Source organism: Kutzneria sp. NPDC051319 (assembly GCF_040682195.1).
Lineage (GTDB): Bacteria > Actinomycetota > Actinomycetes > Mycobacteriales > Pseudonocardiaceae > Kutzneria.
In genome coordinates this window covers 44,446-69,510 of record NZ_JBFBAM010000013.1, presented here as the reverse complement: position 1 = coordinate 69,510, position 25,065 = coordinate 44,446, and the positions used below count along the sequence as shown (strand labels likewise).

Sequence of the window (25,065 nt, the reverse complement as noted above, 5' to 3'; positions counted from 1 at the left end):
GCCGATTCACCCGTCCACGATCTGGGACGAGACCCGGTAGACCTGGGCCTGGGAATTCCGGTACACGAGCGTGAGCCCCTTGACCTGGTCGAGGCCGGTGAGGCCGGGCGAGTGGCCGGCGGTCGAGCCGGTGATCGAGCCGTCGGACAGGAAGACGTACTCGATGTGCAGGTCCCGCACCGCGGCCTGGACGGCGGGGTCGGTGTCGAGGCGGTTGAAGCTCTGGAACAGGTGCAGCCGCTGCGGGCCGATGGCCTCGGCGTCGTTGGGGAAGATCGGGGCGTGCCCGAACACCGGGTGCACGTCGGCCAGGGCCCACATCCAGGGCGAGCCGTCGTACGGGTCGTTCATCACCATCGAGCCGGCCGGGGCCAGCTTCGCCAGCTCCAGCATCGCGTTCTGCTCGGTGTGCGTGACCACCGGACCGTCCGGGAACGCCACGGCGAGCCGTTCGGTGTTGCGGTTGAGGTAGAGGCCCTTGGTGGCGATGATCACCAGCAGCGCCACCAGCGACACCACCATGACCGACGGCAGCTTCGGCACCAGCCGTGACAGCAGGTTGGCCACCGTGACCAGGCCTACCGCGGCCAGGACGACCAGGCCCATGGCGCCGATCGCGTACAGCCGCCAGGAATCGTTCCACCACGGCCGCGTGATCGCCTGCACCCAGGCCGCGCCCGAGGTCGCGTCGAGCACGAACAGCAGGCCGAACACCGCTCCGGCGACCAGCCACCACGTCAGTTTTGCCATGCCGCGCACCAGGAACAGCCCGACGAGCCCGGCGGCGCACAGCACTGTCAGCCACACCGCCGGCAGGCCCGTGGACCGGCTGCCGGTGGCGAACTGTGTGGCGGCTGCGGCGGCGTTGAGCCCTGGCGTCCACGTGACGGCCGCGCCGCCCGTCGCGGTGAGCACGCCGAGGACCTGGAAGATCCCCGTGACGCCGCCGACCACGGCCACCAGCAGCAGGGTGCGCAGGTCGGTCATGGGCACCTTGCGGGCCGAGATCCAGCGCTGGGCCAGGAAGAGCGCCGCCGGGATGGCCGCGGCGATGGTGATGCTGGGGTGCACGGCCGTCAGACCCACGCCGGCCAGGGCGGTGGCGATGACCGTGCCGGTGGTGGGCGTGGTCAGGACCCTCGACAGCAGCGCCAGGAACGCCGGGCTGAGCGCGACACCCGCGGTGAACGGGAACAGCGGGCCCCAGGTGAGCGTGTCATACGGGAATTGCGTGAACGCGCAGGCCAAAAGGCCCGCGGCGGCCGCGAGGCCTGGCCTTTTGGTGATCTCGGCCACCAGCACGGAAATCGACAGGCTGAACAGTCCGATCTGAAATCCGTTGCTCACGTCGAGCACCTGCGGTATCGACCAGCCGCCGATCTGCGCCACCGTCGCGTCCAGCACGTGATAGGCGTTCGGATAGAAGAAACTGGCACTTCCGGTCGAATTGATCGCCGCGAGCGCCGCCGGCGACGAGTTTCCGGTGTCGGCGATGAACCGCACGGCGTTGGCGTGGAACTCCGCGTCCCACCACTGCGGGATGGCCGTGAAGCCGCTCGCCCGCAGCATCGCCAGCAGGCCGACTCCCGTCGCCACGACCACCGCCCCGGCCGCCATCCAGTGCCTTGACCTGGGCCAATCCAGCGCGACCCGCTCCTGCGGCCGGTTGATCAGCCGGCGGACGCCGTAGACCACGGCCGCGCACAGCACACTCGCCGCGAACAACGTGAGCGCATTCCAGCGAATGCCCACAATCGGTGCCAGCGGTCCGACAATTCCGACCACGCCATAGGTCAGCACCGGCGACGCCCCGGCCAGCAGCCAGCCGCGAATTCCCGTCGAAAATCCGATGACAAAACCCGGCACAATGACGACCAGCAGATAGACCGCGGCCGTCATCGCGACGGCGAACGCCGCCCCGATCATGTATTTCCCCCCCATCTAGTGTTCCCGCCGGTCTCCCCAGATCAACGGGTTCATCTCACTGGATGTACGACCACAAGACGGCCATAGGGAATTGCCCGTTGTCCTGCGATCCGGGTCGTTATCGACCCGAGACCATCCAGCTGGTAGAACCGCACACCGTGACGACTCGTGTGGACGCCGTCGGCGACTTCGATCTGCCGGTGTGGTTACCGGCCGGCGGGCAGGGCCCCGCAATCGTGCTGGTCCAGGAGATCTTCGGCCTGGACGACTACCTGCGCTCCGTGGCCGCCGACCTGGCCGCCGCCGGCTTCGTCGTCGGCGTGCCCGACCTGTTCTGGCGCACCGACCCCGGCTGGTCCTCCGGCCACGACGAGACCGGCCTCACCGCCTCCATGGCCGTCGCCGCCGAGTTCGACCCCGCCCTCGGCGTCTCCGACGTCGCCGCCAGCCTCGCCCACCTGCGCTCCCTCCCCGAGGTCACCGGCAAGGCCGGCGCCCTCGGCTTCTGCCTCGGCGGCTCCCTCGCCTACACCCTCGCCGCCACCTCCTCCCCCTCCCCCGACGCCGTCGTCTCCTTCTACGGCTCCACCGTCCCCGCCCAGCTCGACCTCCTGGACCGCATCACCTGCCCCCTCCAGTTCCACTTCGGCGGCCAGGACCCGTACATCCCCCGCTCCGACATCGCCACCGTCGAGGCCGCCGTCGCCGCCCGCCCCAACGTCGAGATCCACATCCAGGAGCAGGCCGGCCACGCCTTCCACAACCACGCCGCCCCCCTGTTCCACAACCCCACCGCCGCCGCGGCCGCGTGGAACCTGGCCACCGCCTTCCTCACCACCCACCTCCGCTGAACTCCGCGAGTCCCGCTCTCAGGCAAGCATGTGTCGAGTTCCGGAACTCGACATTCAGTTGCCCGAGAGCGGGACTCGCGGGGCTTGGCGGTAGGTCATGAGGTAGCGCCAGAAGAGGAGGATGCGGATCTTGCGACCCGGGAGCTGGGCTGCCGAGTCCCGGCGGATCTCCGTCATCGACGGCATCTCGGCCTTCATCGGCGGCGGGGGCAGCACCGGGTCGCCGCCGAGCCGCTCCCCCACGTGCACCGCGAACCGGGCCGCGAGGTTCACCGGCGGGCCCAGCACGCCCCACTTCACCCACTCCTCCGCCGACCTGGGATGCCCGAGCCCCAGCACCGCCAGCACTCCGCCCGGGTTCAGCCTCTCCCGCAGCGCAGCCATCGCGTCCGCCGGCATGTGATGCAGGGCCGCCACGCAGGTGATGAAGTCGTACCGCCCCGTCGCCTCCCGCCCGTCCTCGTGCCGGTACTCGATGCCGTCCGGCCCGATCGCCCGGGCGATGTCCAACACCCTCGTCGACACGTCGACGCCCGTCACCGACAGCCCCCTGACCGCCAGCCTCCGGGCCAGCTTTCCCGTCCCGCATCCCACGTCCAGCGCCGTCCGCGCCCCCTGCGGCACCTGTCGTAACAACAGTGGGTGATAGAAGTCATTGTGGTTGAACGGCATCCGCCCATCCAACCGCATGCGCCCATCCAACCACCTGCCTGAAACCGACATTCGGTGTGCCGGAGAGCGTGACTCGCGGGGGCTCGTCGCCGGGTGGTGAGCGGAAACCGGTTGCGTCGGTGGGGGATGATCGGCGCCGTGGAACCTCTCGACGAAGCAACGATCCGCGCGTCCTTTGTGAACTGTTCGAAGGGGGAGGCGCGGCGGCTGAGCATGCCGGGGCGGCTGGACGAGGTGGGGTGGGCGGATCTGGACTTCCTGGGGTGGCGGGATCCGAAGGCGCCGGCGAACGCGTATCTGGTGCTGCCCCGGTACGGCGAGGTGGTGGGCCTGGCGATGAGGGCGGCGGCGCCGCACAAGAGCCAGCTGAAGCGGTCGCTGTGCGCACTGTGCCAGACGACGCATGCCGCGGCGGACGTGTCGCTGTTCGCGGCCAGGAGGATCGGGCAGGCGGGCAAGCTGGGCAACACGGTGGGCACGTACATCTGCGCGGATCTGGCCTGCAGCCTGTACATCAGGGGCAAGCGCAAGCCGTCGACGCCGACCCCTCGGGTGTCGTCCACTGTGGACGAAGAAGTGGCCAGGACCATGGCCAGCCTGAACAAGTTCGTGGACGAGGTGCTGACGGACAACGCCTGAGTCCCCTTGCGACAAGTGGATCAAGGGCTTCAGCTCACGGTCAGCCCCCGCGGTTAAGGTCCCGCGCGTGGAGACGATCGACGACTTCGGCACGGTGCTGAGCACCCACCGCGTGAACAACAAGCGACGCCTGGTGACGGGCTTCGCGGCACTGGCCGTCGGGGCCCTCTTCGGCGTGCCGGGTGTGCTCCTGCTGATCACCGTGGACGACACGGTCAGCTACGCGGCCAACCGCACGATCGGCGTCGCGGTCGGCATCGGCCTGGTCGGGCTGGTGATCGCGGCGATGTCGCTGAGCCGGGCGATCCGGGGCGGCGCGGACGAGTACTTCGAGGTGCGCGAGCACGGCATCGTGCACGCCACGGCCCGGCAGGTCCGAGGCTGGACGTGGGACAGCATCAGCGACGTGGTGATCAGTCGCCCGGTGCGGGAGACGCGGCTGTCCCGGGGGCTGGGCAACGGGCGAAGCCTGGTGTCCTTCGATGACGGCAACAAGGCCCGGTTCGACGGCACGGCGGCCGACCGGGAGGCGCTGGAGGCGGCGATCCGGGCGCGTTTCCCCGGTGTGGTCCGCAGCGACCGCCTGGACGTCCTGCGCAGGCTCGGCGCGTGGTGGCTGGCGTTCGCGGCGGTGTTCCTCGCAGCCGGCATCTGGATGGTCGTCACGATCGCCGGCTCGAAGTCCGAGCAGATCGTGGACAACGGCAGCGGCAGCACGGCGATCGAGATCTCGACGGTCAGCGACGCCGGCTACGCGTGGCTCGCGGTGGGCCTGGTGGTGTGCCTGGCCGGCCTGATCACCAGCCTCGTCCTCTACTCCGCGTCCCGGCGTTGACGCCGGACCGCCTGACACCCGGGGAACGGGCGTCAGGCGGTCACAACCTCACCGCTGGCGGCGGTTGCGGAGGTAGTCGCTGACCACGGCGGCGCCGAGGCCGTCGAGGTCAGGCGCGATCACCCGGCCGCCGCTGCGGCGGGCGATCACGTCGACGAAGTGCTCCAGCCGAGGGTCGTCGCCGAGCCGGAACACGCTGACGGACGCGCCCAGCTTGGCCAGTGCGTCGACTTCGACCAGGGTCTTGCCCAGGGTCCGCTGCATGGGCGGATAGTTGAACACCGCCTCGCCGTCGGACTCCAGGTGCGCGGTCGGCTCGCCGTCGGTGACGACGAGCACCACCGGCTGCGCGTCGGGATGCCGCCGCACGTGCCGGCCGGCCAGCAGCAGCGCGTGGTGCAGGTTGGTGCCCTGCTCCCAGGCGCCCTCCAGCGCGGTCAGCTCGCCGATGTCCACAGTGGACGCGTGTCGCCCGAACGTGATGAGCTGCAACGCATCCGTGCGGAACCGGGTGGTGATCAGCTGATGCAGGGCCAGCGCGGTGCGCTTCATCGGCAGCCACCGGCCGTCCTGCACCATCGACCACGACGTGTCCACGCACAGCGCGACCGCGGCCCGGGCCCGCTGCTCGGTCTCCCCGATCTCGACGTCCTCGACGGCCAGCCGGACCCGGCCTCCGCCCGAGGAAGCCGTGCGCAGCACGGCATTCCGCACGGTTCGGGACACGTCCCACGGCTCGGTGTCGCCGAACTCCCAGGCCCGCGTGGACCCCGTCGGCTCGCCGGCCGCGCCGGCCTTGTCGCTGTCCCGCTCGCCACGGCCCCGCATCTGGTCGACGACCTGACGCAGCGCCGTCTCCCCGAGACGCCGCAATGCCTTGGGCGTCAAGCGAAGGCTGCCGTCGGCGGCCCGTTCCAGCAGTCCCTGCTGCTTCAGCTCACGCTCCAGTTGGGACAGTCGCCGGGCGTCGACGCCCGCCTCCTGCCCGAGCTGACGCACCAGCGCCTCGGCGTCGATGTCCTCCAGCGAGGCGCCCGGGTAGGACTGCGCCAGCTGTTCGGCCAACGCGTCCAGCTCGGCCAGATCCTGCATGGCCTGGGCGCCCTCGCCCAGTCCCATCGGGTTCTTGCCGCGGAAGCGGGCCGAGCCGGTCCAGTCCTCCCCCGGCCGCAGCTGCTGGAGGTGGGCGTCGAGCAGGTCGAGCTGCGCCCCTAGGCTCGGGTCGCCGAACGCCTGTTGGCCCAGTTGAGCCAACTCCGCCCGCTGCTCGTCGGTCATCGAGTTCAGCATCCGCTGCGCCGCCGCCGACCGCTGCGCCAGCAGATCGGCCAGTTCGTCGGTGTTCTGCGGGTTCTCCGGGAAGAACTCGCCGTGCTTGCGCATGAACTCCTGGAACTGCTCGGTGGTGTCGTGGCCCGCCGAGTGCGCCGACAGCAACGAGTTCAGATCAGCCAGCATGTCCCTGATCCGCGCCACGTCCTGCGGCGTGGCATTTTCCATGGCCTGCTTCATGCCCTGGAAGCGCTGTTCCAGCATCTCCCGGCCGAGCAGGTCCTGGATCTTCTGGAACGACTCGCGGGCCTCGGAGGACTGCCAGTCGTAGTTGGACAGCTCCGTGACCTGCGCGGCGGTGCCGGGCGGCAGCGCGTCGAGCTGCGCCTCCCGGAACCGCGCGTCGTCGGACGGGTTCGGGAACAGCTCCCGCCGCTCGGCCGTGAGGGCCTCGTTCAGCAGCTGCTGCACCTCACGCATGGTGCCGTCGAGGTTGTTGCGGCGCTGGATCTGCGCGCGCCGCTCCCACACCCGGCGGGTCAGGTCGTCGAGGCCCTGCGTGCCCTGCACGCCCCTGCGCATCAGCTCACGCAGCGCGGCCTGCGGCGACGAGCCCTCCATCACCTCTCGCCCCAGCTCGTCCAGCGCCGCCCGCAGATCCGGCGGCGGGGCGAGTGGATCCGCACCACCGAGCCATTCGTGGTAGCGGTAACGCCGTGCCGGGGTCGCCATCAGCCGTAGACCGTGGTCTCGTCGTCGGCGTCCTTGCCCAGCTGACGGCTCAGGTAGAGGTACTCCAGCGCGAACTCGACGGCTGACGCGATCCAGCCGGCCGGCTGGTCGGCCTTGACGTCCAGACGCGCCGCAACCTCGTGCAGCACCGGCAGTTCCGGCAGCGCGGCCAGCACCTCGTCGGCCGGCACGCGCTCGCCCGTGGCCACCGGGTGGCCGTCGGTCACGGCCTCGGCCAGCGACTTCAGGTTGAGCCCGGCCAGCTTGCCGCGGGCCGTGTCGGCGACCGAGCGGCGCAGCAGGTGGTCGAGGATCTCGTGCTCACGGCCTTCCTCGCCGGACTCGAACTCCAGCTTGCCGCGCAGCACCGACGGCACCGCCTCCAGGTCGACCGGACGCGCGACGGCCGGCGACTCGCCGGTCAGCGCGGCCCGACGCATCGCCGCCGCCGCCACCGTCTCGGCCGCCGCGATGGCGAACCGGGCGGACACGCCGGAGCGCTGGTCGATGGACGGCGACTCGCGCAGGTGCCGCACGAAGCGCGCGATCACCTCGATCAGGTGGTCGCCGACCTCGGCGACGAGCTGGGCCTCCTGGTGGATCAGGTCGATCTCGCCGGCCACCTCCAGCGGGTAGTGCGTGCGCACCTCCGCGCCGAAGCGGTCCTTGAGCGGCGTGATGATGCGGCCGCGGTTGGTGTAGTCCTCGGGGTTGGCCGTGGCCACGAGCAGCACGTCCAGCGGCAGCCGCAGCGTGTAGCCGCGGATCTGGATGTCGCGCTCCTCCATGACGTTGAGCAGCGCGACCTGGATGCGCTCGGCCAGGTCGGGCAGCTCGTTGATGGCCACGATGCCGCGGTGGGCGCGCGGCACCAGTCCGAAGTGGATGGTCTCGGGGTCGCCGAGGCTGCGGCCCTCGGCCACCTTCACCGGGTCCACGTCGCCGATGAGGTCGCCGACGGACGTGTCGGGGGTGGCCAGCTTCTCGGTGTAGCGCTGGGAACGGTGCAGCCAGGCCACCGGCAGCTCGTCGCCGAGTTCGGCGGCGCGGCGGCGGGAGGCGGGGCTGATCGGGTCGAGCGGGTGCTCGGCCAGCTCGGCGCCGTCGATCACGGGCGTCCACTCGTCGAGCAGTCCGGCGAGGGTGCGCAGCAGGCGGGTCTTGCCCTGGCCGCGCTCGCCGAGCAGCACCACGTCGTGGCCCGCGATGATCGCGCGCTCCAGCTGCGGCAGGACCGTGCGGTCGAAGCCGAGGATGCCCGGCCACGGGTCACGCCCGGCGCGCAACGCGTCGAGCAGGTTGTCCCGCAGCTCGGCCTTCACGGAGCGGGGCTCGTGCCCGGCGGCGCGCAACTGGCCCACGGTCGTCGGGAGCGAGTGGGATGGGGTCGGAACAACTGTCACCCTGATGAAAGTAATAGCCGTGGGCAAATAGGTCGACGTGGAGCAACTCCACCGCCCGACTTCGTGACCTCGCGCGACCTGCCGTTTCCCGCCGCGGTGGCGTATAATTCGGCAGACGCGCGGGCCTCGGCTCGGGCAGACTCCGTGACCATGGTCGACCTGCCGTCTTTCGCTGCTCGGATAGCCGATGTGTCCGGTGTGGTCGGCGTCGTGCTCGGCGGCTCGCGTGCCCGTGGCACCGCCGATGCCCATTCCGACACCGACATCGGCGTCTACCGTCGAGGCGAAATGGATTTGTCCGCTCTCCGCGAAATCGCCGCCGAGTACCCCGGATCCAGCGTGACCGAGCCCGGCGAGTGGGGTCCCTGGGTCGACGGCGGCGCGTGGCTGAAGACGCCCGGTTCCAAGACCGACCTGTTGTGGCGGGACCTCGACCGGGTCCACGTCGTCCTGGCCGAGGCCCAGCGGGGCGTGGTCCGCTGCGAGCAGCAGGTCGGGCATCCCCTGGGTTTCTTCTCGTACGCGTACCTGGCCGAATTGGCCACCTGCAAGGTGTTGGACGACCGGTCCGGGGCGTTGGCCGAGGTGCTGGCCGCCCTCGACCCCTATCCCCCGTCGCTGGCCGCCGCGATCGAGGGCTCGTACGGCTTCGAGGCCCGATTCAGCATCGAGAACGCGGTTGTCCCCGCCGCCCGGGGCGATCGCTTCTCCGCCACCGGTTTCCTGTTCCGGGGCATCGGCTGCCTGGTGCACGTGCTGCACGCCCGGGCCGGGGCGTGGCTGGCGACGGAGAAGAACGCCGTCTCCTCGGCCGCCCGACTGCCCGGCGCGCCCGAGGATCTCGCGAAACGAGTGGAGCACATACTGTCCACAATGGACACCGAGGCCGCGCGGGACCTGTTGTCCGAGTGCCGCCTCTGAGGTCAGTGCCGCAGCTCAGCGACGACCGAAGGGGCGACGGAGCCGGCAGCCGGCGCGGTCGGCCACTCCGCCGGGCAGTGCGTGCCACGGGCCGGCAGCTTGAGGTCGACCAGGTAGGCGTCGATGGCGTCATGGGCGCAGAGGCTGTTGCCGTAGTCGCCGTGGCCGGTGCCGTCGTAGGTGAGCAGCGTGGCCGTGGGGATCTGCTTCGCCACGTTCGTGGCCCACTCGTACGGGGTGGCGATGTCATGGATGCCGTTGGTCATCAGCACCGGCGGGGCGTTGCGGATCCGCAGGGTGTGCTGGGGGTTGTTCAGCGGGCCGGTCCAGCCGAGACAGCTGGTGACGTCGGAGAAGAAGTCGGAGAAGTGGGTGTGCGGCGCGGCGGCCTCGGACACGGACCGCAGGTCGGCCAGGGCGTGGTAGGAGTTGACGGTCGGCCAGGTCCAGTCGGAGCACCAGATGGCCTGGTAGCTGTTGTCCTCCGTCGTCACCGGGGCGAAGGCCGGCGTTCCCAGCTTCTTCAAGGAGTCGGCCAGGCCGAACCAGGCGCGGGCGGGGTGGTACATGGCCTCGAAAGCCAGGTCACGCAGTTCGTCGGCGGACACCGCCTTGCCGGTGGAGTCGACCAGCGTGCCGGCGGAGGCCCTGGCGTACAAGGAATCCCACAGGGCCAGCACGTCCTGGCCGTGCAGCGAGCAGGAAGCCGTCCGTGCGCACCAGGCAGCGAAGTCCTTGAAGGAGTTCTCGAAGGCCAGCGCGGCGGTGGCCTCGTAGCGCGTGGCGCCGATGCTGTGGTCCATGTTGGAGTCGATGGCGATGGCACGCAGGCGGTCGCCGTACAGCTCCAAGTACTGCTGGCCGATCTGGGTGCCGTAGGAGACGCCGAAGTAGTTGATCTTCGACTCGCCCAGGTCCTTGCGCAGCAGGTCCATGTCGCGCACCACGCTGACCGTGTCCACGTGGTCGAAGAGCTTGCCGTTCAAGGCTTTGCAGTTGTCGGCGACGCGGTCGTTGTGGGCCAGCAGGTCGCGGTACTGAGTCCGGGTGGCCGGCACCCACTCCACCGGTTCGTCTAGAATGGACTGGTCACAGGCGATGTCGGAGCTGCGGTTGGTGCCGCGGGGATCGAAGCCGACGATGTCGAAATCGTCGATCAGCGCCTGGTAGCGGGGATTGGCCGAGATCGACAGGGCGTAGTCGACGCCGGATCCACTGGGACCGCCGGGGTTGACGAACAGCACGCCCTTGCGCTGCAACGGCTTCGACGCCTTGTGCCGGGCGATGGCCATGCCGGTGCTCGCGCCGCCGGGTCGGTTCCAGTCCACCGGGATCGACACCGTCGCGCAGTCGGCGTCGGGACGGCCCGCACAAGCCTGCCACTGCACGGAATCCACGCCGGCCGAAGCGGGGGCGATCGACGGGACCACGCCTAAGGCAAGAACAGCGAGCCCGACCAGCACTCTGCGCAACAGCACCATCGGCCAACCATGGCGAACGGGTGATCCGGCCACAAGCGTGACGTATTCACACCGGGACCTACTTGGCCCGGCGCACCCCGGCCGCGGCGTCGATGGCGGCCAAACGGCGGCGCACCTGTTCCACCCGATGGTCGCCGACCTGCTCCAGAATGGCCAGTGACTGCTCCCAGGACTCCTTGGCCTCGGCCAGCCTTCCGTCCTCGTGCAACACACTGGCCAGCTCGTGCAGCGACCACGCCTCGCCGGGACGGCCGCCGGACTCCCGGAACAGGCGAACGGCCCCGCGGAAGCAGTCGGCGGCCCGGTCGAGCTTGCCGAAATGCCGGTGCGCCTCCCCCAGCTCCCGGTACACCTTGATCGCCCCGGCCCGGTCGTCCATCTCCACGAACAGCCGCAGCGCCCGGTCGAAGTTGGCCACGGATTCCTGGTACCGCCCCAGAACCCGGCAGTACGAGCCGAGGTGGCTCAGCGACCACGCCTCGCTCCACCGGTCCCCGCTCTCGCGGCTGGTGGCCAGGGCCCGGTTGGTCAGCTCGAAGGCCTCGTCCACCCGGCCGGCCCAGAAGTAGGCCGACCCCAACGCGCCGCCGACCACGTGGTCCAGCGGGCCGCCGGACAGCGGCTCGTACACGACCCGGGCCCGCTCCATGCACTCCAGCACCTGCATGTGCCGGCGGAGTTCGTTGTAGCAGTAGCCGAGGCCGATGAGCAGCCGCACCTCGCCGTACCGGTCCCCGGCCGCGACTGCGGCGCCGATTCCGGTCTGGTGGCTGCTGATCCACTCCGGCCACGGGGTGCGCAGCGCGAAGAACGCCCACATGGCACCGGGAATGCCGGTGGCGTGGTAGGTGTCGCCGAGCTCGGCCGCCTGGGCGGTGGCGGCGACCAGGTTGGCCAACTCCGTCTCGCACCAGGCCAGGGCGGCGCTGCTGTCGACGAACGTCGCCGGCTGCCCGCCGGGCACGGGCGGCGGCAGCTCGGAGCGCCGTCGGTACGGCGCGAGCATCTCGTCGACGGTGTTGGCGGTGTGCAGGTAGAAGTCCAGCAGCCGGCTGACGGCGGCGATCCGCTCGGCCCGGCTGTCGTGCTCGGCGGCGCACTCGGCCGAGTACACCCGCAGCAGGTCGTGGAATCGATACCGGTCGCGGCCGACGCCCTCCAGCAGGTGCCCGCTGGCCACCACGTCGAGCAGCCGCCGCGCCCGCACCACCGGCACGTTGGCCAGCGCCGCGGCGGCGGCCACGCTGATCTCGGTGCCGGCGTGCAGCCCGAGCATGCGGAACATGCGCGCCGGCTCCGGCTTCAACGCGTGGTACGACCACGAGAACACGGCCCGTACAGCAGTGCTCTCGTCGTCGACGGCGAGCACGTCCAGCCGGGCCCGCTCGTCGGCCAGCTCCTGGCACAAGTCGTCGAGATCGAGGTGCGGACGGTCGTTGAGCTGCGCGGCGGCGATCCGCAGGGCCAGCGGCAGGTGCCCGCACAGCCGGGCCAGCTCGGCGGCGGCCTCCGGCTGCGCCTCGATCTGCGCCTTCCCCACCCCGGCCGCCAGCATCTGCACGGACTCGCGCTCGTGCAGCACGTCCAGGGTCACGCGGTGGGCCCCGTCGCGGGCCACCAGCCCGCCGAGCCGGCTGCGGCTGGTCACGATCACCGAGCAGCTGGGGCTGCCCGGCAGCAGCGGCCGCACCTGGTCGGTGCTGGCGGCGTTGTCCAGCAGCACGAGCATGCGCTTGCCGGCGATCAGGCTCCGGTACAGCCCGGCCTGCTCGTCGGTCTCGGCCGGGATCGCCGCCGCCTCGACACCGAGGCCGCGCAGCAGCTGCCCCAGGGCGGCGGCGGGTTGCAGCGGCGGCTGCTGCGGGTCGAAGCCACGCAGGTTGACGTAGAGCTGCCCGTCCGGGAACTGCCCGGCGATGCGGTGCGCGACGTGCACGGCCAGCGCGGTCTTGCCGATGCCCCCGCTGCCGTCGATCGCCGAGATCACGGCGACCGTCCGGTCGCCACCGACCAGCACGTCCTCCAGCTGCGCCAGCTCACCCACGCGTCCGGTGAAGCCGGGCACGTCGTGCGGCAGCTGAGCCGGCTTGGGGACGGCGGCCAGGCCGGTGCTGATCGGCGCGGCGGCCGGGGCCGGCGCGGCGGGCTTGTCGGCGATCAGGTCGCGGTGCAGTTCCCGCAGCTCGGGGCCCGGTTCGATGCCCAGCTCGTCGACCAGCACGCGGCGGGCGTCCTCGAACACCTCCAGGGCGTCGGCCTTGCGCCCGGCGCCGTAGAGCGCGGTCATCAGCAGCGCCCGCGGCCGTTCGCGCAGCGGCTGCTGGCGCACGACCGGCGACAGCTCGGCCACGGCGTCGTCATTGCGGCCCAGCGCGATCAGGGAGTCGGCCAGCGACTCGACCGTGGCCAGCCGCAGCTCGTCGACCCGAGCCCGTTCGCCCGCGACGAACGGGCAGGAGATGCCGTCGAACGGCAGCCCCCGCCACAGCCGCAGGGCCGACTGGAGCTGGACCACCGCGCCGTGAAGATCGCCTGAACTTCGCGCGATTCTTGCCCGTTCACGCAGCTGCTCGGCGCGATCGCAGTCAAGTGCGCCCGGATCGAGCCGGAGCATGTAGCCGGAATTCGCGCCGGCCGAGACCAGAAGGGCGCTGGGCGCGCGACTGGGCCGATCGGGTTCGAGGGCGCGGCGCAGGGCCGAGAGGTAGGTGGAGACACTGCCGCCGGCAGTCGTCGGCGGATCGTCGCCCCACAGGGCATCGACCAGTTCCGTGCGGCCGACGGCGCGATTCGCGCGCAGTGCCAGCAGCGCCAGCAGGGCGCGCTGCATCGGGGGACCCAGTGCGATCTCGCGATCCCCGAGGATCGCCCGCACCGGTCCCAGCACCTCGACCCGCAGCGGAACCCCGTTCGCCGCGTGCACCTTTCCACCACCTGCCCCAGCAGAGCCGCGCCGGGAGCATACAGCGCGAACGAGAATGCGAACCGTTGTCAGTTCTCTCACGGACAGTGGGCGTTGATGACGCTCGGCGAACCTGGACAACCGCCCGGCGCGCCGAAGTGGCAATCGATCACTCTTCTGGAGCAGACTGTCGCTTCCGCAGTGTGACGTAGATTACGGAGGCGCCAGTGCGCGTCGAGTTCTCCTGGGAGCCGGAAGCGGCCGATCGGCGCGACGCCCTGCGCGCCGTCGCGCCCGCGGTCCGATGGGCTCCCGCTTTCGCGGTCTGCCTGGTGGTCGTGGCGGCCGTCCTGTTGCTCGCCGACAACACCTCGGCGGCGGTGCTGAGCCTGGTGGCTGCCGCCGCGGTGGCCATCGGCGTGCCGTGGCAGGCCAGTCTGCTCTACCGCGACACCCTGTCCGCGAACCAGCGCGTGCGGGCCACCGCCGACGAGTTCGCGCTGCGCATGCACGGCATGGGCCTGCCCGACGAGCTGGCCTGGTCCTGCATGCAGAGCTGGCAGGAGACCGAGCACGGCATCGTGCTGCGCATCGGCGCCCGGGCCCACGGGCCGGTGTACGCCGTGCCGCACCGGGCTTTCGCGCTCCCGGCGGATGAGCACATGTTCCGCGAATTGCTGATCCGCCGGGTGGGTCCGACCGGCTGATCCGATCCGCCTCTGTAATGTCGTGAGGCGTGTCCTGTCCGAGCGCGACGTTGGTCGTGTGGACGTCAGCCTGGCTGCACGGCGTTGCCGCGGCCGACGACGTCCTCGACGCCCTCCAGATCTGGGCCGAGCTGCACGAGGTGGTGGCCGACGACGACGGCACCGCCACCGCGCTCGACCTCCCCGGCCCCGACGAGATGCCGGCGGCGCCCGCGATGCTGCTTGCGGCGCTGCGGCGCACCCAAGCCGGCGACGGCCGCCTGGTGCTGCCGATCCCCGGCGACACCCGCGGCCTCGGCGGCAACGGCCCGCTGAGCGCGACCGCGGTGCGGGCCGGGCAGGCCATGGTGCTGCCCGAGGCGGGCCTGGGCATCGTGCCCCGTCTGGTGGCCGATCAGGTGATCCGCTGGACGGTGTTCGACCACCCGGAGATCACTCCTCCGGAGCACATCCCGCTGGGTGAGGCCGAGCACGCGCTCTCCGGCGCCATGCGCGAGGCCGCCAGCACGCTCGTGGACCTCGATGTGGCCCGGCACCGGCCGAACGTGCGCAAGGACATCGAGTCCGTGCTGGCCTCCCAGCCCATGCCGGCGTGGCCCAACGGCATGCCGGCGCGGTCGCTTCGGGTGTTGCAGCGGGCATCCGAGGTCGCGGCCATCCTGGAGGTCGCCGCCGGCGACGCCCCCGGTGGCGCGATGTCGGCATCGGCCACGCGGGGCCGGGACGAGGCCCTGCGGCCGCTCACCGACGCCGTGCGCCGGGCGCGATGCGCGGCGGTGGACGAGGCCGTCCGGGTCCTGGGCGAGCACGCCAACAAGAGCCGGTAGGGCCCCGTCCACCGAACACCGAGCCGGGCTCAGCTGAACTGGACGGCCATCGCCAGGTTGATGAACGACGGCGTCGGGTTCGGGCCGCCGAAGCACGCCACCGCGTTGAGCGGGCTGGTCGTCGAGAACGACGGCGACGCCGTGCCGAAGATCGCGGTGAGCTGCGCGGCCGTGGTCGTCGATCCCTCCTGGACGGCCACCACGGCGTTGGCGTTGCCGCACTCCAGCGTGGAATGCCCCAGCTTGACGAAGAACAGCGTGGAGTCGATGAAGCCCGACGCCGGGTAGGTGATCGAGGTGACCCGGCCCGGCTGGGTGCTGCCGAGCGGCGGGAACTTGCCCGAGAACGGGATGAATCCGTTCACGGTCGGGTTCTGGGTCATGGTCAGCGTCACCTGGCCGGGGCCGCCCGGCTGCGGCACGAGGGCCACGATCGCCGGATTGGCGCCGTCGGCCACGATCTGCCCGGTGTCGCGGGTGGCCGAGTGCGAGTCGAAGGTCACCAGGTGGTGGTCGCCGGTGCGCTGGAAGGCGATTTCCCAGTTGCCCTGCGGGTCGGTGGCGATGGCCGGGCTGGTGCCGGGCTGCGCGTTGAGGCCGGCGCCCAGCGCGTGGCCGCTGCCGTTGATGTCGACCCAGACCCGGTCGTCGATGGCCGTGAAGGCCATGTCGAAGGTGCCGTCGGGCATCAGGATGAGGCTCGGGCTGGTGTTGCCGGCCAGGAACGACGGGGTCTGGTCGGTGGCGCCGGGGAAGACGCCGAGCTTGGCCGTGACGGTGGTCAGCCGGTCCTTGGTGTCGTGATAGGCCACCCGCACCTGACCGGCCGCATTGACCGCGATCGACGGGCTGGTGCCGGGCGCGGCCTGGAAACCCTGGCCGGCGATGTGGTCGCCCTGTTGGGCTCGCTGAACCACACCAGGCCGTCCTTGGCCACCCACGCCGCCACGAAGCCGCCGCCCAGCGACCCCGGCACCGGGGCCACCACGGGACTCGTGCCGGGGGCGATGTCCCCGTGCGAGAAGCTGCACACTCCATTGTGGATGGGGATGTTCAGGCCGTTCGCCTCGCCGCCCTCGGAGAACTCGATCTCCACGGCATGGGTCGAGCTGATCGTCATGCTCGGGCTGGTGCCAGGGGCCACCGGGTACGGGGCCGGGCTGCACGCCGTCTGTTTGACCTGGCTTCCGCCGGTGACGCTGTTGGCCAGCCACAGGGAGTGGTCCGACGCCGCGAACGCCTCGTCGAAACTGCCGTCGGGCAGCGCCGCCAGCGACACGCTGCTCTGCGGGGCCATCGCCGACGGCGTGACGTTGACCTGGCCGGCCGGGTTCATCTCGACCAGCCGGCTGGAGGGGGCCTGGAAGGCGACCTCGAAGCCCGGGGACGTGGCCGCCTGCGCGGCCGAGGGAACGAGCGGGCTGAGGGTGATGGCCGCCAGCGCCGCCAACGGCGCGGTGACTCTGTTCAATCGCTTCACCCCGACAGGTACCCGTGGGAGTTACAGCGCTCGGCTGAAGTGCCCCCCATGCAGGGAAGGACGCCTTACCCGCGTTCAACGAGGGTAAGGCGTCCTTCCCTGCATAACCGGGGTCAGCGCTTCACGCCGACCGCGGCGTAGTCGTACATGCCGTAGCCGTCGGACACGAACAGGTTGGTGCCGTTGGCCGGCCGGTACAGCAGGGACTTGGCCACCAGGCCGGGCAGGATGTAGGCGTCGTCCATGACCTTCTGGTCGACCTGGCCCCAGATCTGCTGCCGCGCGGTGGCGTCCTCGGTGATGGCCGCCTTGTCCACCAGCGCGTCCACCTCCGGGTCCTTCACGCCGAGGTTGCTGTTGCCGCCGGAGGCGCGGATCACCCGGCTGTCGACGATCTGGCTGAAGTAGCCGAAGCCCTCGGGCCAGTCGGCCTGCCAGCCGAAGACCATCAGGCCCAGCTGGTTGTTCTTGGCGTAGTCGGGCTTGCCGGCGTACAGCTTGCCGTAGTCGCCCTGCGGGAACGGCTTGATCGTCAGCTTGATGCCGACCTTGGCCAGCGACTGCTGCAGCGCCTCGGCGGTGGCCTTCTCGCGCGGCCGCTCGGCCCGGTAGGAGACGTTGGTGCTGAAGCCACCGGCCTGCCCGCAGGCCGCCAGCTCCTGCTTGGCCTTGGCCTCGTCGCCGGCGTTGTTCGGCGTCGGGTACGGGTTGAACGCCTGGGCGCCGGGGATGACCGGCGGCTGGAGGTTGGTGGCGATGGTGCCGCCGACGGTGCCGCCGTACGCGGCCTGGTAGGACGCCTTGTCCGCGCCGTACTCCACGGCTCGCCGGCAGTGCACGTTGTCCAGCGGCGCGACGTCGCTGTTGATCGCGGTGTACCAGAGCCGGGCGCTGGACGGGTTGTCGGCGTTGGACTTCAGCTTCTGGTCGCCCAGCACCTTGCCCTGCGCGGCGGCCTGCACGCCGACGCCCGTGACGTCGAACTCCAGGTCGCCGGACAGCAGCCGCTGGTCGATGTCGTCGGCGTTGGTGTTGAGCGCGACGTCGAACTCGTCGGGCAGCGCCTTGCGCAGCGGATCCGTCTTCTGGTCCCACTGGTCGTTGCGGACGAGCGTGAAGTTCTTGCCCTGGTTGTTCTGGCCGAACTTGTACGGCCCGCTCGACACCACGTGCTTCTTGTAGTCGCTGCCGGCGTCCTTGGCCGCCGGGACCGGAATGGTCGAGGGCAGCATGGCGAAGTAGTCGAACGCGGCGAACGGCTGCTTGAGGTGGAAGACGATGGTCGTGTCGTCCGGGGTCTCGATGGCCTTCAGGTCGCCCTTGTCCTTGTACGGCGAGGTGTAGCCCTGTAGATCGAGGTAGTCGTTGAAGTACGTCGGCCCGTCCGGGAACACGGTCTTGTCCAGCGACCGGGCCACCGCGTACTTGACGTCCTTCGAGGTCACGGTCGTGCCGTCCTCGAACTTCACACCCGTGCGGATGTGGTAGGTCCAGGTCTTGTCGTCGTCGCTGGCCTTGCCCAGGCCGGTGGCCAGGTCCGGCACCAGCTTGGCGCCGGCCGGGCCCGGGGCCGGCGCGAAGGTGAGCAGGCTGCGGCCGAACAGCCGGGAGAAGTCCCACTCGTAGCTGTAGTACGAGTCGGCCGGGTCCAGCGAGTCCCAGTCACCCGAGTTGGCCATGCGGACGACGCCGCCCTTGGCGTCCGAGGGGTTGAACACCTTGCCGACGGCCGCGTTGAACTGCCCGGCGCCGCCGCCCGAGCCGTTCGACCCGGAGCCGCCGCAGGCGGTCAGGCCCGTCGCGAGCACGGCAGCGGCGCCCACCGCCGCCATGATCCGCTTTCTCTGCATGATCTGGTCAACTCCTCATCTCCGGCAGGGGTTGGACGAGTTCACCAGAATCCGGCGGGCGAGGCGAGGCCGGCTCGGTGAATTGGCGTCATGTGGCACACATCGGCGGGCATAGAGTGACGTCGTGAAGACATGGGTGTTCGTCGCGCTGGGTGTGGTGCTGGTGCTGCTCGGCGCGTTGTGGTCGGCGCAGGGTTTCGGCTACGTGACCGGCAGTTTCATGACCGGATCGAAGCTGTGGGCCACCATCGGCCCGATCGTGGTCCTGCTCGGCCTGTGGTCGCTGGTCACGGGCGTGCGGCGGACCCGCTCCCGCTGAGCACTCTCCTCAACGGGACGGGGACGCTGCCCGATCGGCCGCCGGCCGCCGGGCCGGCGGCTCGCAGCACGCCACGGCGCAGAACTCGCCGTTGACGGTGCAGCCCAGCGTCGACAACGTCGACAGCTTGCGGGGCTCGGCGGCGGCGAGGTGCTCCTGGACCAACTCCAGGACCATGGCGGCGAACCGCTGGTCCGGGCCGGGCGTGGCGGCGCGGGCGAAGCCCATGCCGTGCTCCTCGGCGCGCTCGCGGGCCTCGGTGTCGAGGTCCCACACGACCTCCAGGTGGTCGCTGACGAAGCCGACCGGGCACACCACGAGGTTGGCGACGCCCTTGGCGTGCAGGGCATCGACGTGGTCGACGATGTCGGGGTCGAGCCACGGCACCTGCGGCGGCCCGGAGCGGGACTGCCAGACGACGTCGTACTCGGCGACGCCCAGCTCCGCGGCGATCAGCCGGGCGGCCTCGGCCACCTGCTTCGAGTACAGGTGGCCGCCCAGCTCCGAAGGGCCGGCGCTGGCGTCGAAGGAGTTGGGGATGGAGTGGGCGGTGAACACGAGCCGGTAGTCCTCGAAGCCGGCGGCGGCCTCACGCACGGCGTCGGCGAAGGGCAGCACGAAGCCGGGGTGGTCGAAGTAATGCCGGAGCTTCACCAGCTCGGGGGCGTTCGCGACGGCCGCCCGCGCCCGCAGGATGTCCTCGTCGTACTGGCGGCAGGCCGAGTAGCCGCCGTAGGCGCTGGTGGGAAAGACCAGCGCACGGCGAACACCGTCGGCCAACATCTCGCCGACGGTGTCCTCGATCATGGGATGCCAGTTGCGGTTGCCGAAGTAGACGGGAAGGTCCAGGCCGGCCGCCGCCAGTGCCGAGCGGATCGCCTCGATCAGGTCCCGGTTGAGCCGGTTGATCGGGGAGACGCCGCCGAAGTGCAGGTAGTGCTGCGCCACCTCGTCCAGCCGCTCCGGCGGGACGCCGCGCCCCCTGGTCACGTTCTCCAGGAACGGGCGGACCTCGGCCGGTCCCTCCGGGCCACCGAAGGACAGCAGCAGCAGCGCGTCGACACTCACGGCCTCCATCTAAGCGCTGTCACTCCGGGATCGCAGACCCGGCCCTCCGCTTGCCGCTGGAGCCGCCCCGGCGCAGGATCGGCACCAGGATCGCCAGTCCGGCCATCAGCGCCGCGATGATGAACACCCCGATGCTGCTGTTGTTGTTGGACGTGATCTGCGCCGCGGTGGTCACCGGGGTGACCGGCGGCGCGGTCGGCGAGTTCAGCGCGCTGTAGTTGACCAGACCGGTCTGCTCCAGCACGGTGATGTGGTCGAGCACCGTGGCCATACACTGGTTCGCGAAGTCGCGGATCAGCGAGTTGCGGGTGCCGGTCCGCACTTGCGAGAGCAGCTGGTAGACCGAGCCGTGCTGGTCCCGCAGCGGCCCGACGAAGGCCCGGTCGAAGTCGATGCCCGGCCGCTGTTGCTGCATGTTGGTCAGGAAGCCCTGCTGTTCGGGCAGCGGCTTCGTCGGCAGCGTCACCCCGAGCTGCTGGGCGATCTGCACGTTCATCTTGTTGAGCATGGTGTGGCCCTGGATGAGGTGCTGCCCGGCCAGCCGGACCGACGGGTTGCTGGTCATGGTCTGCGCCATCTCGCCGCTGGGCAGCTCCCACGAGCCGGCCAGCGCGACCTTGACCAGCATCAGCCGGTCCGCGGGTCCCACCGGTCCCCACTGGCTCTGTGTGACCTGGGTGCCGACGTCCAGCGGGTTGCTCGGGTCGATCTGACCGGGCGGCGTCGCGGCCTGGGACTGGCCGACGGAGCAGCCGGAGAGCGGCAGGAGGGCGCCGATCCCGAGCACGACGAGGACGGCGGCCTTGCGCACCGCGCGAGAGATCACCGGTCCGACCACCTTTCCTGGATGCGATTGCTATCCGGCATTACGGGGTGGACCGGTGACCCGATCACTCGCGACGGTCGCCGTTACCTTATCGTGATCTGAATCGCTTCAGCGAGCACGTCGAGACCGTCGTTCAGGACATCCGCCGGGATCACGAGCGGCGGCAGCAGCCGCAGCACGTTGCCGTGCGTGCCGGCCGTGAGCACCACGACTCCCCTTGCGTGGCAAGCCTTCGCGATCCTCCCGGTCAGTTCCGGGTCCGGCTCCAGGGTGCCCGGCTTCACCAGCTCCACGGCCAGCATCGCGCCCCGCCCGCGCACGTCGCCGATGGCCGGGAAACCGGCGGCCAGCTCCCGCAGCCGCGGCAACGTGATGTCCTCGATCGCCTTGGCCGCGGCGTTCAGGTTCTGCTCCCGCATGATGCGGATGGACGCCAGCGCGGCGGCGCAGGCCACAGGATTGCCGCCGTAGGTGCCGCCCAGGCCGCCGCCGTGCACGGCGTCCACGATCTCGGCTCGGCCCGTGACAGCGGCCAGCGGCAGGCCGCCGGCGATGCCCTTGGCCGTGGTGACGAGATCGGGCACCACGCCCTCGTGGTCGCTGGCGAACCAGGATCCGGTGCGGCAGAAGCCGGTCTGGATCTCGTCGGCCACGAACAGCACGCCCCTGTCCCGGCACCAGTCGGCCACGGCCTTGAGAAAGCCCGGCGCCGGCACGATGAAGCCGCCCTCGCCCTGGATCGGCTCGATCAGCACGCAGGCCACGTTGTCCGCGCCGACCTGCTTGTCCAGCAGGTCCAACGCCCGCGCCGCGGCCTGCTCCCCGGTCAGCCCGGCGGGGTCGCGGAACGGGTAGGACATCGGCAGCCGATAGACTTCGGGCGCGAACGGCCCGAAGCGGTGCTTGTACGGCATGTTCTTGGCCGTCAACGCCATCGTGAGGTTGGTGCGGCCGTGATAGGCGTGGTCGAACACCACCACCGCCGGCCGCCCGGTGGCGTGCCGGGCGATCTTGACGGCGTTCTCCACCGCCTCGGCGCCCGAGTTGAACAGCGCCGACCGCTTCTCGTGCGAGCCGGGCGTCAGCTCCCCGAGCTGCTCGCACACCTGCACGTAGGCCTCGTACGGCGTGACCATGAAGCAGGTGTGGGTGAACTTGGCGACCTGCTCCTGCACCGCCGCGACGACCTCCGGCGCGGCGGCGCCGACGCTGGTCACGGCGATGCCGGAACCCAGGTCCACCAACGTGTTGCCGTCCACGTCGTGCAGCAGGCCGGCGCCGGCGGACTCGACGAAGACCGGCAGCGTGCTGCCGACGCCGGCGGCCACCGCCCGCTGCCGGCGCTGCTGGGCGGCCTGCGACTTGGGCCCCGGGATCTCGGTGACGAGGTGGCGGGCGATAGTGGGCGTAGCCACGAGGTTTCCTTTCTTATACAGAGGTTCGGACCCGGGCGCGCTGCCGGACGAAGCTCACGACCAGGACCAGCGCCGCGACGAGCAGGCTGAGCAGCAGTTGCGAGCGGGCGTCGGCGTCGAAGGCCATGCCGGCCAGCAGCACGATCATCGCCACGATCGACACCCAGGTCAGGTACGGGTACCCCCACATGCGCAGGGTCAGTCGCTCCGGCGCGTCCCGCTCCAGCTGGCGCCGCATGCGCAGCTGGGACACGGCGATCACCAGCCACACGAACACGGCGATCGCGCCGGAGGAGTTGGTGAGGAACAGGAACACGGTGTCCGGCGAGATGTAATTGAAGACCACCGTGACGAAACCGACCACAGTGGACACCAGCACCGCCGCCGTCGGCACGCCCGTCCTTCCGATGCGGCCCAGGAACCGCGGCGCGTCATTGCGGTTGGACAGCGAGAACATCATGCGGGACGCCGTGTACAGGCCGGAGTTCAGGCAGGACAGCACCGAGGTCAGCACGATCACGTCCATCACGACACCGGCGGCCGGCAGCCCGATCCGGTCCAGCACCGCGACGTACGGGCTCTTGGCCACGCCGGCGTCGTCCCACGGCAGCAGCGTCACCACGATGGCGATGGAGCCCAGGTAGAACACGATGATCCGCCACACCACCGAGCGCACCGCCGACCGCACGGCGTGCCCGGGGTCGGCCGACTCGCCGGCGGCGACGGTGGCGATCTCCGCGCCGAAGAAGGAGAACACCACCACCAGCATCGCCGCGAACACCGGTGAGGCGCCGTTGGGCAGGAAGCCGCCGTGCCCGGTCAGGTTGGACAGGCCGGGCGAGCTGAAGCCGGGCAGCAGCCCCAGGATCGCCACGATGCCGACCAGCAGGAACACCGCGATCGCGGCGACCTTGATGGAGGCGAACCAGAACTCGAACTCGCCGTAGGAGCGGACCGAGAACAGGTTGGTGACGGTCAGCAGGGCCATCAGGATCAGCGCGCACGTCCACTGCGGCACGCCGGGCAGCCAGCGGTGCACGATGGTCGCGCCGGCGGTCGCCTCGACGCCGAGCACGACGACCCAGAAGAACCAGTACAGCCAGCCGATGGTGAAGCCGGCCCACGGGCCGATGGCGCGGTCGGCGTAGGCCGAGAACGACCCGGTCTCCGGGTTGGCCGCCGACATCTCGCCGAGCATGCGCATCACCAGGATCACCAGCAGGCCGCACACCGCGTAGGCGATCAGCGCGCCCGGCCCGGCCTGTTTGATGGCGGCGCCGCTGCCCACGAACAGGCCGGCGCCGATCACCCCGGCAATGGCGATCATGCTCAGGTGACGTCGTTGCAGGGTGGACGCCAGCTTCGGCGGTGACGTGCTCACGGGCGGCTCCTCATGGCAGGGCTGTCGGTCAACGGTGGTCGGCGGGACCGCCGCGGCCAAGTAGCCTGTTTGGACAAGTCGAGGAGAATTGTTCGCCGAACTGTCGAGGACCGCCGAGTGACGCCCACTCTCGCCGCGCTGGTGGACCGGCCCGACCTGGGTCTGCTGGTCCGTGCCGGCGCCGCGCACCTCGACCGGCCGGTGCAGTGGGTGCACACCAGCGAGCTGGCCGATCCGACGGCGTTCCTGGAAGGCGGCGAACTGCTGCTGACCACGGGTCTGTGGGTGCGGTCCGGGGCGGCGGCCTACATCAGGCGCCTGCACGAGGCCGGGGTCGCCGGGCTGGGGTTCGGCACGGGGCTGACGCACGCGGCCGTGCCGGCGGCGGTGATCAAGGCGGCCGAGGCGGTCGGGTTGCCGGTGATCGAGGTGCCGCGGCAGGTGCCGTTCATCGCGATCAGCAAGGCGGTGGCCAAAGCCGTCGCCGCCGCCGAGTACGCTGCCGTGACCAGGGCTTATCAGGCCCAGCGGGCACTGACCTCGGCGGCGGTGAGAGCTGACGGCGTGACAGCCGTTACCCGGCAGCTGGCCCGCCGCCTCGATGCCTGGGCCGTGCTGCTGGACCCGCGCGGGTCGGTCCGAGCCGGCGACAGCCCGCTCCTGGACGCGCTGCGCGCGGAGCTCCCCCGGTTCCACGCCGGGCCGGCCAGCCTCACGTACGAGTCGGACGGCGTGGAGATCACCGTGCAGACACTCGGCGCCGGCGAGCGGATCCGTGGCTTCCTCGCGGTCGGCCGGGCCACCCGCCTGACGCCGGCCGATCAGCAGGTCCTGACCACCGCGGCCTCGCTGTTGACGGTCAGCTTCGAACGGCCGCAAGCCGTGGAGGCCGCGACCCGGCGGCTGCGCGGCGGGCTGCTGCGGCTGTTGCTGGCCGGGGAGATGGAGCTGGTGGCCGAGATCGCCGCCGATCTGTGGGGCGAGCTGCCGGCGGCCCCGGTGCGGGTCGTGCTGGCCGCGGGGCCGTCGCGCCACCGGCAGACCGCCGTCGACCGGGCCGAGGACACCGACGCCTTCCATGCCCCGCACGGGGATTCGCTGCTGCTGGTGATCGCCGCCGACGCCGAGCCGGCGCTGCCGGGGCTGCACGCCGGCGTCTCCGATCCCGTCGACTACGCCGGCCTGGACCAGGCCCTGAAGCAGGCGCAACGGGCGCTGGCCACGGCCGCCCGGACCGACCTGCCGGTGGTTAGGTTCGCGGAGCTGGCCGACGACGGCGTGCTGCGACTGGTCGATCCCGAAGTCGCGGGCGTGTTCGCGGACCGCTTGCTCGCCCCGCTCGTTGAACACGATGCGACCGGTCGTGGCGAGCTGATCGCGTCGCTGCGGGCCTGGCTGGCGCACAACGGCCAGTGGGATCCGGCCGCGGCGGCGCTCGGCGTGCACCGACACACGCTGCGGCACCGGCTCGCCCGGGTCGGGCAGCTGCTCGGCCGGGACCTGGACTCGGCCGACACACGCGCGGAACTGTGGTTGGCCCTGCGTCTGAAGGACTGAG

Annotated in this window: 20 protein-coding genes; 8 read left to right on the top strand and 12 right to left on the bottom strand. The window is 70.9% G+C overall.

All coding sequences use genetic code 11. The annotated features are described in order from the left end of the window. Window positions 1-6 precede the first annotated feature (6 nt). Complete coding sequence (locus AB0M73_RS15885; protein WP_363891338.1) at window positions 7-1,941, bottom strand: DUF6541 family protein; 1,935 nt, start codon at window positions 1,939-1,941, stop codon at window positions 7-9. A gap of 143 nt (window positions 1,942-2,084) precedes the next feature. On the opposite strand from AB0M73_RS15885, the gene AB0M73_RS15880 reads away from it, so the two are divergent. Further along, window positions 2,085-2,777: a dienelactone hydrolase family protein gene (locus AB0M73_RS15880; RefSeq protein WP_363891337.1), complete on the top strand. Its 693-nt coding sequence runs from the start codon at window positions 2,085-2,087 to the stop codon at window positions 2,775-2,777. A gap of 54 nt (window positions 2,778-2,831) precedes the next feature. On the opposite strand, the gene AB0M73_RS15875 is transcribed toward AB0M73_RS15880, so the two are convergent. Further along, complete coding sequence (locus AB0M73_RS15875; protein ID WP_363891336.1) at window positions 2,832-3,449, bottom strand: methyltransferase domain-containing protein; 618 nt, start codon at window positions 3,447-3,449, stop codon at window positions 2,832-2,834. Between the two features lie 138 nt (window positions 3,450-3,587). Here AB0M73_RS15875 and AB0M73_RS15870 point away from each other — a divergent pair, with 138 nt between their 5' ends. Together AB0M73_RS15870 and AB0M73_RS15865 are read left to right on the top strand one after the other, a co-directional pair. After that, window positions 3,588-4,088, top strand: a complete 501-nt coding sequence (locus AB0M73_RS15870) for an FBP domain-containing protein (RefSeq protein WP_363891335.1) — start codon at window positions 3,588-3,590, stop codon at window positions 4,086-4,088. Between the two features lie 67 nt (window positions 4,089-4,155). After that, complete coding sequence (locus AB0M73_RS15865) at window positions 4,156-4,923, top strand: hypothetical protein (RefSeq protein ID WP_043724941.1); 768 nt, start codon at window positions 4,156-4,158, stop codon at window positions 4,921-4,923. 48 nt (window positions 4,924-4,971) lie between these two features. Here AB0M73_RS15865 and AB0M73_RS15860 read toward each other — a convergent pair whose 3' ends face one another. Together AB0M73_RS15860 and AB0M73_RS15855 are read right to left on the bottom strand one after the other, a co-directional pair. Further along, on the bottom strand, window positions 4,972-6,927 hold the full coding sequence (locus tag AB0M73_RS15860) for a VWA domain-containing protein (protein ID WP_043724938.1): 1,956 nt from the start codon (window positions 6,925-6,927) through the stop codon (window positions 4,972-4,974). Then, complete coding sequence (locus tag AB0M73_RS15855; protein WP_363891334.1) at window positions 6,927-8,330, bottom strand: ATP-binding protein; 1,404 nt, start codon at window positions 8,328-8,330, stop codon at window positions 6,927-6,929. Before AB0M73_RS15855 ends, AB0M73_RS15860 begins: the two co-directional genes overlap by 1 nt. Window positions 8,331-8,480: 150 nt before the next feature. Between AB0M73_RS15855 and AB0M73_RS15850 the strand changes: the two genes are divergently transcribed. Beyond that, complete coding sequence (locus AB0M73_RS15850) at window positions 8,481-9,251, top strand: nucleotidyltransferase domain-containing protein (RefSeq protein ID WP_363891435.1); 771 nt, start codon at window positions 8,481-8,483, stop codon at window positions 9,249-9,251. A 2-nt stretch (window positions 9,252-9,253) separates the two neighbouring features. Here AB0M73_RS15850 and AB0M73_RS15845 read toward each other — a convergent pair whose 3' ends face one another. Next, window positions 9,254-10,732, bottom strand: coding sequence for an alpha/beta hydrolase (locus AB0M73_RS15845; RefSeq protein WP_363891333.1), 1,479 nt, complete (start codon window positions 10,730-10,732; stop codon window positions 9,254-9,256). A 58-nt stretch (window positions 10,733-10,790) separates the two neighbouring features. Further along, window positions 10,791-13,655, bottom strand: a complete 2,865-nt coding sequence (locus AB0M73_RS15840) for a BTAD domain-containing putative transcriptional regulator (protein WP_363891332.1) — start codon at window positions 13,653-13,655, stop codon at window positions 10,791-10,793. Window positions 13,656-13,861: 206 nt separating this feature from the next. On the opposite strand from AB0M73_RS15840, the gene AB0M73_RS15835 reads away from it, so the two are divergent. Then, entirely contained in the window at window positions 13,862-14,341 is a 480-nt protein-coding gene (locus tag AB0M73_RS15835; RefSeq protein WP_363891331.1) for a hypothetical protein, read from the top strand. Window positions 14,342-14,370: 29 nt separating this feature from the next. Continuing rightward, a complete protein-coding gene (locus AB0M73_RS15830) occupies window positions 14,371-15,168 on the top strand; it encodes a hypothetical protein (RefSeq protein ID WP_363891330.1) in 798 nt (265 codons plus the stop codon). 29 nt (window positions 15,169-15,197) lie between these two features. Here the strand turns inward: AB0M73_RS15830 and AB0M73_RS15825 are convergent, their stop codons facing one another. Together AB0M73_RS15825 and AB0M73_RS15820 are read right to left on the bottom strand one after the other, a co-directional pair. Next, window positions 15,198-16,085, bottom strand: coding sequence for a hypothetical protein (locus AB0M73_RS15825; RefSeq protein ID WP_363891329.1), 888 nt, complete (start codon window positions 16,083-16,085; stop codon window positions 15,198-15,200). Window positions 16,086-16,761: 676 nt separating this feature from the next. Next, complete coding sequence (locus AB0M73_RS15820; protein WP_363891328.1) at window positions 16,762-18,498, bottom strand: ABC transporter substrate-binding protein; 1,737 nt, start codon at window positions 18,496-18,498, stop codon at window positions 16,762-16,764. Window positions 18,499-18,622: 124 nt separating this feature from the next. Between AB0M73_RS15820 and AB0M73_RS15815 the strand changes: the two genes are divergently transcribed. Then, on the top strand, window positions 18,623-18,817 hold the full coding sequence (locus AB0M73_RS15815; RefSeq protein ID WP_363891327.1) for a hypothetical protein: 195 nt from the start codon (window positions 18,623-18,625) through the stop codon (window positions 18,815-18,817). Window positions 18,818-18,826: 9 nt separating this feature from the next. On the opposite strand, the gene AB0M73_RS15810 is transcribed toward AB0M73_RS15815, so the two are convergent. The 4 genes from AB0M73_RS15810 to AB0M73_RS15795 all read right to left on the bottom strand — a co-directional run bounded on the left by AB0M73_RS15810 (window position 18,827) and on the right by AB0M73_RS15795 (window position 23,507). Further along, window positions 18,827-19,885: a ferrochelatase gene (locus tag AB0M73_RS15810; RefSeq protein ID WP_363891326.1), complete on the bottom strand. Its 1,059-nt coding sequence runs from the start codon at window positions 19,883-19,885 to the stop codon at window positions 18,827-18,829. Between the two features lie 19 nt (window positions 19,886-19,904). Then, entirely contained in the window at window positions 19,905-20,711 is an 807-nt protein-coding gene (locus tag AB0M73_RS15805; RefSeq protein WP_363891325.1) for a DUF4142 domain-containing protein, read from the bottom strand. 83 nt (window positions 20,712-20,794) lie between these two features. Further along, complete coding sequence (gabT, locus tag AB0M73_RS15800; protein ID WP_363891324.1) at window positions 20,795-22,126, bottom strand: 4-aminobutyrate--2-oxoglutarate transaminase; 1,332 nt, start codon at window positions 22,124-22,126, stop codon at window positions 20,795-20,797. 13 nt (window positions 22,127-22,139) lie between these two features. Continuing rightward, a complete protein-coding gene (locus tag AB0M73_RS15795) occupies window positions 22,140-23,507 on the bottom strand; it encodes an amino acid permease (protein WP_363891323.1) in 1,368 nt (455 codons plus the stop codon). Window positions 23,508-23,624: 117 nt separating this feature from the next. On the opposite strand from AB0M73_RS15795, the gene AB0M73_RS15790 reads away from it, so the two are divergent. Then, on the top strand, window positions 23,625-25,064 hold the full coding sequence (locus tag AB0M73_RS15790) for a PucR family transcriptional regulator (protein ID WP_363891322.1): 1,440 nt from the start codon (window positions 23,625-23,627) through the stop codon (window positions 25,062-25,064). Window position 25,065 lies beyond the last annotated feature (1 nt).

Excerpts from the sequence above, each read along its gene's own strand:
- AB0M73_RS15845 (WP_363891333.1), bottom strand. The coding sequence starts at position 10,732 with ATGGTGCTGTTGCGCAGAGTGCTGGTCGGGCTCGCTGTTCTTGCCTTA.
- AB0M73_RS15820 (WP_363891328.1), bottom strand. The coding sequence starts at position 18,498 with ATGCAGAGAAAGCGGATCATGGCGGCGGTGGGCGCCGCTGCCGTGCTC.
- AB0M73_RS15850 (WP_363891435.1), top strand. The coding sequence starts at position 8,481 with ATGGTCGACCTGCCGTCTTTCGCTGCTCGGATAGCCGATGTGTCCGGT.
- AB0M73_RS15875 (WP_363891336.1), bottom strand. The coding sequence starts at position 3,449 with ATGCCGTTCAACCACAATGACTTCTATCACCCACTGTTGTTACGACAG.
- AB0M73_RS15860 (WP_043724938.1), bottom strand. The coding sequence starts at position 6,927 with ATGGCGACCCCGGCACGGCGTTACCGCTACCACGAATGGCTCGGTGGT.
- AB0M73_RS15885 (WP_363891338.1), bottom strand. The coding sequence starts at position 1,941 with ATGGGGGGGAAATACATGATCGGGGCGGCGTTCGCCGTCGCGATGACG.